The organism is Saccharospirillum sp. (assembly GCF_040881935.1).
Taxonomy (GTDB): Bacteria; Pseudomonadota; Gammaproteobacteria; order Pseudomonadales; family Natronospirillaceae; genus Saccharospirillum.
In genome coordinates, this window is record NZ_JBBECH010000060.1 from 82,116 (window position 1) to 91,608 (window position 9,493).

8 protein-coding genes are annotated in these 9,493 nt (G+C 58.1%); all 8 read left to right on the plus strand.

Annotation, left to right across the window (positions count from 1 at the left end; genetic code table 11):
* Positions 1-126 precede the first annotated feature (126 nt).
* Positions 127-1,590, plus strand: a complete 1,464-nt coding sequence (gene xdhA, locus WEB54_RS11455) for a xanthine dehydrogenase small subunit (RefSeq protein WP_368055729.1) — start codon at positions 127-129, stop codon at positions 1,588-1,590.
* Entirely contained in the window at positions 1,583-3,925 is a 2,343-nt protein-coding gene (xdhB, locus tag WEB54_RS11460) for a xanthine dehydrogenase molybdopterin binding subunit (protein WP_368055731.1), read from the plus strand. The genes xdhA and xdhB overlap by 8 nt, the downstream gene beginning before the upstream one ends.
* Entirely contained in the window at positions 3,922-4,824 is a 903-nt protein-coding gene (gene xdhC, locus WEB54_RS11465) for a xanthine dehydrogenase accessory protein XdhC (RefSeq protein WP_368055733.1), read from the plus strand. Before xdhB ends, xdhC begins: the two co-directional genes overlap by 4 nt.
* Entirely contained in the window at positions 4,821-5,330 is a 510-nt protein-coding gene (gene uraD, locus WEB54_RS11470) for a 2-oxo-4-hydroxy-4-carboxy-5-ureidoimidazoline decarboxylase (protein ID WP_368055735.1), read from the plus strand. The genes xdhC and uraD overlap by 4 nt, the downstream gene beginning before the upstream one ends.
* Positions 5,331-5,369: 39 nt before the next feature.
* Positions 5,370-5,699: a hydroxyisourate hydrolase gene (gene uraH, locus WEB54_RS11475; RefSeq protein WP_368055737.1), complete on the plus strand. Its 330-nt coding sequence runs from the start codon at positions 5,370-5,372 to the stop codon at positions 5,697-5,699.
* 3 nt (positions 5,700-5,702) lie between these two features.
* The gene (locus tag WEB54_RS11480; RefSeq protein ID WP_368055739.1) at positions 5,703-6,905 is read left to right on the plus strand and encodes a urate hydroxylase PuuD; all 1,203 of its coding nucleotides are present in this window, start codon (positions 5,703-5,705) and stop codon (positions 6,903-6,905) included.
* Between the two features lie 92 nt (positions 6,906-6,997).
* Positions 6,998-8,548 carry a hypothetical protein gene (locus WEB54_RS11485; RefSeq protein ID WP_368055741.1) on the plus strand — a complete coding sequence of 517 codons (1,551 nt, stop codon included), beginning with the start codon at positions 6,998-7,000 and terminating at the stop codon, positions 8,546-8,548.
* A complete protein-coding gene (gene asd, locus WEB54_RS11490; RefSeq protein ID WP_368055743.1) occupies positions 8,545-9,396 on the plus strand; it encodes an archaetidylserine decarboxylase in 852 nt (283 codons plus the stop codon). The genes WEB54_RS11485 and asd overlap by 4 nt, the downstream gene beginning before the upstream one ends.
* Positions 9,397-9,493: the final 97 nt, after the last annotated feature.

Consider the following 9,493-nt stretch of genomic DNA (forward strand, 5'->3'; position numbering starts at 1 on the left):
TGTACAGGCCATGCTCAACACAGCAGCAACTGACATGACAACAAAGTGCAACCAGGCTGCTCCCCGGCAATGTACCGCACAGCGGTATCGGCCAGCCTGGCATCCGGGTTGTCTTTGAGAGGCGCTATGACCGACTTTCTATTAAATCGCCAGCCCGTGACTCTGGCCACAACCGACCCCGACCTCACGGTCCTGGACTATCTGCGTGAGCAGGCGCATCTGACTGGCACCAAAGAAGGCTGTGCCTCGGGTGACTGTGGCGCTTGCACCATCGTTGTTGGCGAACTGACTGATCAGGGCCTGCGTTATCGCAGCCTGAACAGCTGCATCACCTTTGTGCACAGTCTGCACGGCAAGCAACTGCTCACGGTCGAACATCTGGAGCAGGAAGGTGCCTTGCACCCAGTGCAGCAGGCATTGGTCGAGCATCATGGCTCCCAATGCGGGTTTTGCACGCCGGGTTTTGTGATGAGTCTGTTTGCGCTCTATCACAGTGACGCGCCACCCAACCGGGAAGCCGTGCTAACCGCCCTGTCTGGCAACCTGTGTCGCTGTACTGGCTATCGCCCGATTATCGATGCGGGTGTGGCTTTGCTCAAAGATCGCCATGGCGATGCCTTCAGTGCTGATCTTGCCAACATCGAAGCCGAACTGAGAAGTCTGGAAACGCCGGTGTTACCCGAAGAAACAAAATCTGACCATTCGGTTGGTTTTTGGAAACCCACAACTCGCCGGGAACTGGCCAAAGCGCGTTCACAGGCACCCGGTGCTCGTTACACTGCCGGCAGTACCGATCTCGCGCTGGAAAAGACTCAGCGCCTGACCGACCTGGACGCCCTGATTGATTTAACCGGAGTAACCGAGCTGAACCGGTTAACCGTGGATGTTAAAGGTTTGCACATTGGCGCTGCCGTCAGCTACACCGACCTGGAGCCAGCCCTGTTGGCCGATTACCCCGAAGCCCGTGAATGGCTCGAGCGCCTTGGCTCCCGCCCTATTCGGAATCGGGGCACCTTGGGTGGCAATCTTGGCAATGCTTCACCGATAGGGGATACGCCGCCGTTACTGATCGCTCTTGGGGCCAGTGTGACACTCAGCAATGGCCATACTGAACGCTCGGTCCCAGTCAGTGAACTGATTACCGGTTACCGCCAAACGGTTCTCGCGGAAGATGAATGGATCGATACCATTCACATTCCACGGCGCAAGCCTGGCAGCCAACTGCGAGCCTATAAAATCTCAAAACGCTTCGAAGACGATATTTCCACGGTCTGCGCAGTGTTCTACCTTGAGACCGACCATAACGATAAGGTCACTTGCCTGCGTGCCAGCTTTGGCGGCCTGGCGGCGACACCCCTTGTGTTATCCGACTGGCAGAAACAGCTGACCGGGCAGCATTGGCCCAGCGTAGCGGTAAATGAACTCAGCCAAACGCTTGCTGACAATCTGGCGCCGATCGACGATGTGCGTGCCAGCGCCCGCTACAGAGTCCAGGTCACCGCCAATCTGTTCAAGCGGTTTCACCTGGAAACGACTCAGCCTGACATCCGATCCCGGGTGCACATTCATGGAGGGCTCGACCATGCGTAAGCTCACCGAATCCCGACTGCCTGCGGCGGCATCTCAGGGTCATCGCGGTGCGGCCGTGGCGCACGAAAGCGCAGTCCGTCAGGTCACCGGGCAGGCACGCTATGTCGATGACCTGCCGGAACCGGCCAACCTGCTGCACGCCGCCGTCGCGCTGTCTGATGTTGCAGCCGGGGCGCTGGAGTCACTCGACATCGGCGAAGTCGCCACAGCACCTGGGGTCGTCGCTACATTGACTCTTGGCGATGTCCCCGGCCATACCGACATTGGCGCCGTCTACCCCGGTGACCCAATATTGGCTGATAGAGAGATTCTGTTTCACGGCCAACCCCTCTTTGCCGTCGCTGCTGAAAGCGTCGAACAGGCCCGGCGGGCGACCTTACTGGCAAAATGGAACATCACACCGGGCCAACCCATCCTGAGTGTTGACCAGGCCCGGGCCGCTGAAACCTACGTCGGCGATACCGTCCATTTCCGTCAGGGCGATGCATTAAATGGCCTGGCCAACGCCACCCACACCACCAGTGGTGAGATCCACATCGGCGGGCAGGAGCACTTTTATCTGGAAGGCCAGGTGAGTCTGGTCATTCCCGAGGAAGACGGCGGCATGCTGGTATACACCTCCAGCCAGCATCCGAGTGAGGTGCAAAAGCTGGTAGCGGAAGTGCTCGGCATTCCGTTCAGTCGGGTCACGGTGGATGTCCGGCGCATGGGCGGTGGTTTCGGTGGTAAGGAAACCCAGGCCGCACAATGGGCCTGCATCGCCGCACTGCTGGCAAACAAAACCGGCCGCGCCGTTAAACTGCGCCTGCCGCGCAGTCAGGATATGACCACCACCGGCAAGCGCCATCCCTTCGTTAACCGCTGGACACTGGGGTACGACAATACCGGCCAGATTCAGGCAGCGGACATTGAGGTTAACGGCCTGTGCGGCTACTCGCCAGATTTGTCGAACGCCATTGTCGACCGCGCCATGTTTCATGCTGACAACGGCTATTTCCTGAATGAAGCGCACATCACCGGTTACCGCTGCCGCACCCATACCGCCTCCAACACCGCCTTTCGCGGCTTTGGCGGCCCCCAGGGCATGATGACCATTGAAGCGGCGATGGACGGCATCGCCCGAAACCTGGGTGAAGACCCGCTGACCGTCCGTAAACGCAATTTTTATGGTGAAGCTGGCCGCAACGTCACGCCTTATCACATGACGGTAACCGACAACATTTTGCCTGAACTGGTTAGCCGACTCGAACAGAGTGCCGACTATTGGGCGCGCCGCGACGCCATTGGTCAGTTCAATGCGCGCAGCCCCATTATCAAAAAAGGTCTGGCACTGACCCCGGTGAAATTTGGCATTTCTTTCACCGCAAAACACCTGAACCAGGCGGGCGCCTTGATTCATCTGTACACCGATGGCAGCGTCTACCTGAACCACGGCGGTACCGAAATGGGCCAGGGTTTGTTCACTAAGGTGGCGCAGATTGTTGCTACCGAATTCTCGGTACCGCTGGCCACCATTCAATCATCCGCCACCCGCACCGACAAGGTTCCCAACACCTCGCCCACCGCCGCATCGAGCGGCACCGACCTGAACGGCGCTGCGGCTCAGAATGCGGCCCGCACGCTGAAGCAGCGTCTGGTCGAATTTGCCACTGACCACTACAAGGTCCGGCCCGACCAGATCGTTTTTGACAATGGCCAGGTGCAAATTGGCGAGCATCGCCTCACCTTCGCCGACCTGGTACAAACGGCCTATATGAACCGGATTTCGTTGTCCGCGACCGGCTACTATCGCACCCCAAAACTCCACTGGGATGCCAAAACCGGCCAGGGCCGTCCGTTTCTGTATTTCGCCTACGGCGCCTCCTGCTCGGAAGTGACCATCGATACGCTAACCGGCGAATACGCCGTAGACCGGGTCGATATTCTGCATGATGTCGGCGACAGCCTGAACCCGGCCATCGACATTGGCCAGATCGAAGGCGGCTTTATACAGGGCATGGGCTGGCTAACCATCGAAGAACTGAAGTGGAACGACGGGGGGCGCTTGCTGTCGAACAACCCGGCCACCTACAAGATTCCATCAATCGGCGATACGCCACCGGTGTTCAATGTCACCCTGTTCGACCAGCCCAACCGGGAAGACACGGTGTTCAAATCCAAAGCCGTGGGTGAGCCGCCGCTGATGCTGCCGATCTCAGTCTGGTGCGCGTTGCGCGATGCCATCGCCAGCACCGCTGATTATCGCATCAACCCGGCACTCAACACCCCGGCTACACCCGAACAGGTTCTGTTTGCGCTGGAACACTTGGCCGAACAGATGCAGGAGGCCTCATGAGACACCACCATCGCTGGTACGACGCCTTGCACGAAGGCCAGCACAAGCGCGAACCCCTGGTACTGGTCACGGTACTCAGCACCGCTGGCTCCACGCCGCGCGATGCCGCCGCAAAAATGGTCGTTACAGCGGCCGAGCACTTCGACACTATTGGCGGGGGTCACCTCGAATTCAAAGCCATTGAACGGGCACGCGCGCTCCTTCAGGCGGGCAAAAACGCCACCGAGGTCGACAGCATTACGCTCGGAGCCAGCCTCGGCCAATGCTGCGGTGGCGCGACTCAGTTGCTGTTTGAAGTGCTGGTGCCAGTCGGCCAGCCGTTGCTGGTGTTCGGTGCCGGGCACGTCGCCCAACATCTGATGCCGATTCTGGCACCGCTCGATTTCAGCCTGCACTGGGTCGACCCCCGACCGGACTGGCTGGCACAAAACAACGATTCCCGCATTCATCGTCACACTCTGGAACACCCCGAGGATGCGATCGCTGATGCGCCCGCCAGCGCCTGGGTGCTGATCATCACCCACAACCACCAGCTCGACTTCGAGCTGGTTCAGGCCGCCCTGAAACGACCGGATATTGGTTACATCGGCCTGATCGGTTCCGACACAAAAGCCAAGCGTTTTCAGCAACGCCTGGCGCACCGGGGCTGGCGGCAAGAGGACATCAACCGGGTCATCTGCCCGGTAGGCCTGAGCGCTGTGCCCGGCAAACAGCCAGCGGAAGTGGCCGTCTCCATTGCCGCACAATTGCTGCATCTGATGCATTCAGAACGTCCGGCTGCAGCCGGTAAAAAAGCCACCGGACTGACCTGGAAAACCGGCCAGACATTGACCAACCCGGACCATGACAAGGTTGAAGACCTGGCTACTCATACTGGAAATAAGGGGCCCGCATCATGACACTGGTCGAACTAAACCAGGCGAGTACGGCACAACGAGCCGCCTTCTTTCACAGCCAATGCGCCGCTCAGCGCTGGGTCGAGCGAATGACCCAAAGTTCCCCCTTTGCCAATAAAGAAGCGGTACTGAACGCCGCCAGAGAGCATTGGGCGCAGATGGGCGAGGCCGACTGGCGGGAAGCCTTCGATGGACATCCGATGATTGGCAACCTGGAGTCACTGCGCGCCAAATACCAAAGCAGCCGCGACCATTCCAGCCAGGAACAGTCGGGTGTCGACGGTGCCAGCGACGAAACGTTGCGCGCACTGGCCGAAGAAAACCAGACCTACTTCGACCGCCACGGCTTTATCTTTATCGTGTTTGCCAGCGGTAAAGGCGCCGACCAGATGCTCGACCAACTGCGCGCACGCATCAACAATTCGACCGGGCAGGAACTGAAACTGGCGGCGGCACAACAGCTAAAAATCACCTTGCTCAGGCTGGAAACCCAGCTTCAAGAAATCTGATCCATTCGAATCTATGCGACTGTTGAAAAGGAGCACCGTATGAGTCACACCCTGTCTACCCATGTACTGGACACCACCCTCGGTCAACCAGCGCAGGACCTGAAGCTGACCCTTAAAAACGACCGGGGCCAGGTCATCGCCGAAGGTCTCACCAATGAAGACGGCCGCTTCAACGACTGGCCCGTCGACGGTTTTGACAATGGCGTGTTTGAACTGACCTTTCACACTGGCGACTACCTGACCCGCCAACACGGCCAGGCCTTTTACCCCAAAGCCAGCATCTGTTTTGAACTGATCGGGCCGGACGCACACTTTCACGTACCGCTGCTGGTCAGCCCCTACAGTTACTCAACCTATCGTGGGAGTTAATGAATGGATGTCTTTTTTGCCGACTGGGTCAGCTTGTTGCTGCGCTGGTTTCACGTCATTGCCGGGGTCGCCTGGATCGGCGCGTCATTCTATTTTATCTGGCTCGACAACCACCTGACCGACCCGCCGCAATGGAAGAAAGACAAGGGCATCGGCGGCGACCTCTGGGCCATTCATGGCGGCGGTTTTTACGAAGTCGCCAAATACAAGGTTGGCCCTACGGAAATGCCCAAAGAACTGCACTGGTTCAAGTGGGAAGCCTACACCACCTGGATCACCGGCATGTTGCTACTGACCTGGGTTTATTATTTTGGCGCCCAGGCCTATTTGATCGACCCGGACGTCCGCGAGCTCGGCACTGGCATGGCCATCGGACTTGGCCTGCTGTACACCGCCGTCGGTTGGCTTATTTACGAAGGCCTGTGCCGCACACCCCTGGTTGAACACAAAGCTTTTGGCGCCGTGCTGTTCATTCTGGGTACCGCCATGGCCTGGCTGATGACCGAAACGTTCTCCGGCCGGGGCGCCTACATACACATGGGCACCTTGATCGGTACCATCATGGCTGCCAACGTTTTTGTCAAAATCATTCCCGGCCAGAAAAAGATGGTCGCTGCTGTAGCCCGGGGCGAACAACCCGATAGCAAACCCGGGCTGGTTGGCAAACAACGCAGCGTCCACAACAACTACCTGACCTTGCCGGTTATCTTTATCATGATCAGCAACCACTACCCGATGACCTATCAGCACAGCCTGAACTGGCTGATCCTGATGGCGCTGATTCTGATCACCCTCATCGTACGCCATTACTTCAACCTGGCCCACCGGGGTGTGCGTAGACCCCTTATTCTGGTGGTTGCCATGCTAGCCTTTGTGGCGGTCGCGGGTGCGCTCTCCTGGCCCGGGTCAGCGCCGCAGAGCCTGGCCAGTGGGAATGCCAGCGAACGTCCAGTACTCAGTGATACTCAGGGTCTGGCCCTGGTGATGGACAAGTGCGCCACCTGCCACAGCCGCGACCCCTCTGACACTATGTTCCCAACTGCGCCAGCCGGTGTGGTGTTTAACGACTTGACGGACATTGAGCGCTGGGCCAGCCGCATCCATGCACGCACCCTGGTCAGCAAGGACATGCCCTTTATGAACCGCACCGAGATAACCGACGAACAACGTCAAGCCCTGGGCGACTGGTTAAATAGCCGGTTTTAAGTCAGAATCAGGGGTTATCAAACCTGCATTGCCTATTCTGGCGGCGCAGGTCGACATTCACTGGCAACCTTAAGGTTTTGCTCACGCGTCGCATGAACCCACACGATCCCTGGCTGGAACGCATTAAGGCTGTCACGCTGCCAGCCTTGTTGCCACAAACATCATTACCCGGACCCTCGGCCCCCCTGACAGATTGGATCAAGGTGGTGAGTGAGGACCCGTTGCTAGCCATGCTGATTTTTCGCTACGCCAATCGCATGATGTCGAACCGGCAAGTACTGGTACGCACGCTCGAACATGCTGTGGCCTTAATCGGTTCACAGCGACTGATTAAACTGACCGAAAATATTCCCCGGCTCGATCCGGCCAGTACCGCCTTTTCCGGTTTGCAAAGCACGGTGGGCGACAGCCTGGTCGCCGCCAGCCTGATGCGCCAGTGGTTTGAGGTGCGGCAAATCCCCTGGACCGAAGCCGATTATTGGATGACCCTATTCTACAATGTCGGGCTCTGGGCACTCTGGCTGCTTGAACCACAAATGATGGATGGCTTTGAATTTCGGGCTGAGCGTGGTGAAAACCGCAACAAACTGATCGAAGGCATGATTGGCATATCGGTGCGCGACTGGAACGACGAACTGTGCAGTCACTTTCAGTTACCCTCCATTCCGGAAACCAATACCAACGAAGAAAATAAGCACATCGAAGACCGCATTCAGCCGCACAAACTGTCGGCGCTCAAATTCTTCCTGCCATTCAGTCACGAGTTGGCGTATCAGGTGCGCCAACACTGGGAGTCCGAACAACTGGACACCCTGTTCCGCACCGGTGAAATAGCACTTGGCCTGACCGAGTTCCGGCCCATGCTAAAAACCTGGATCACCTCAGCCGCACGCGAATACCAACTGCCCCAGGCTGCCACGGCAGCGCGGCGCCTGGTGGCTCACCAGCCACCGGTAAGCACCCGGAGTGTGGCCCTGCGGAAAGGCTTAAGAGAGGCTGACTGGGCCTGGGCAGAAGACATCAGTAAAACCTATGCGACACTCCACACCCGCAAAGCGACGACTACCAAACCTTCGGCCAAACCGGAGCCAGCGAAAAAAACGGCACCGACTGCTCATACGGCAGAAACCTACCGGCACAGCGTCAACCTGAATAGCCTGCGCGAAGTGCGCCGGCAGTTTCGCAATCAAAAAACCTGGCACTCGCCGGTCGAAATTCAGGAAAGCGCTCTCTTCTGCCTACAGCAGGGGCTCGGCTTGCACCGCATCGTAGTGATGGAGCACCTAAAGGGGTACTGGCAAGCTTTCGACCACGTAGGCTGCGACCACTACCTGTTGCTCAAACAGCTGAAACTGCCGGTTGCGGGCAGCAATGCCTTGCAGGAGTTCAGCCGTCGGGTAACGGCGGCCTGGCTGCACAAAGACAACCGCGCCAAAGCCAGAAAGCAACTGCCGGATGCTCTGTTTAAAGCCGCGGATGATCAGGATTTTTTCCTGCGTTCATTTACCATTGGTCGCGAAGTCACCATGATGATCTACGCCGATGCCAAGGGTGACCCGGAACCGCTGGGCGAGTCCGATTACCGCTTGTTTCGCGAATTCTGCGCCGACTGGAACACCGCCCTTAACCGGATACGTCAATGACTTTAAGCGTTAAAGACCGCCTGTTTATCGCCAGCCAATACCTGGTACCCCACCACACCCTGTCGCGCCTCATTGGCGCGCTGGCCGAATCCGAATGGGGCCCTCTGAAGCGGCGCTTTATCAACACCTTCGCCAAGCATTATCAGGTCAACACGAGTGAGGCAGAACGCCCGAACCTCGGCGACTACCGCAACTTCAACGACTTTTTCACCCGATCACTGACCCCTGACGCCCGCACCTTCCCGGACGACGCCCAAACCCTCGGTTCGCCGGTAGACGGCAATGTGAGTCAGGCTGGCACCATTACCGATGGCCGCATCATCCAGGCTAAACAGCAAAGTTTCACCGTCACCGAGCTGCTCGGCGGCGATGCCGAACAGGCCCGACGTTACAAAGATGGTGAATTCGCCACGCTCTATCTGGCACCCAGAGATTATCACCGCATCCACATGCCCTGCGACGGCACCCTATTACGCACAACCTTTGTGCCGGGCCGCCTGTTCAGCGTAAACGGCACCACCGCAGAAGCCGTCCCCCGCCTGTTCGCCCGCAACGAACGACTGGTCTGCGAGTTTGAAACCGAGCGGGGCCGCATGGTGATGGTGCTCGTTGGCGCCATGATCGTCGCCAGCATCGAAACCACCTGGGCAGGCGTGGTCGCCCCCATGCGACGCCAGATTCAGCATTTGAATTACAACAATCCGCAACTAACCTTCAGCCGTGGAGAGGAAATGGGGCGGTTCAGGCTCGGCAGCACGGTTGTCATGTTGTTTGAACCCAACACCCTAACCTGGAATGAATCAATCTCGCCGGGAGAACCGATCAAATTAGGGCAGCCACTGGAGTAAACTTAGGTTTCAAGGTTTGCGACTAGCCAAGTGCTGGCTACTGGGTAGGCCTATCCGGGGTAGTCTGCAGCATGGATGCTGCAGTCTAGGCCCCATG

What these genes read in the sequence shown, in the direction of transcription:
- uraH (WP_368055737.1), top strand. Translation starts at nt 5,370, where the DNA reads ATGAGTCACACCCTGTCTACCCATGTACTGGACACCACCCTCGGTCAA.
- xdhC (WP_368055733.1), top strand. Translation starts at nt 3,922, where the DNA reads ATGAGACACCACCATCGCTGGTACGACGCCTTGCACGAAGGCCAGCAC.
- asd (WP_368055743.1), top strand. Translation starts at nt 8,545, where the DNA reads ATGACTTTAAGCGTTAAAGACCGCCTGTTTATCGCCAGCCAATACCTG.
- uraD (WP_368055735.1), top strand. Translation starts at nt 4,821, where the DNA reads ATGACACTGGTCGAACTAAACCAGGCGAGTACGGCACAACGAGCCGCC.
- xdhA (WP_368055729.1), top strand. Translation starts at nt 127, where the DNA reads ATGACCGACTTTCTATTAAATCGCCAGCCCGTGACTCTGGCCACAACC.
- WEB54_RS11480 (WP_368055739.1), top strand. Translation starts at nt 5,703, where the DNA reads ATGGATGTCTTTTTTGCCGACTGGGTCAGCTTGTTGCTGCGCTGGTTT.
- WEB54_RS11485 (WP_368055741.1), top strand. Translation starts at nt 6,998, where the DNA reads ATGAACCCACACGATCCCTGGCTGGAACGCATTAAGGCTGTCACGCTG.
- xdhB (WP_368055731.1), top strand. Translation starts at nt 1,583, where the DNA reads ATGCGTAAGCTCACCGAATCCCGACTGCCTGCGGCGGCATCTCAGGGT.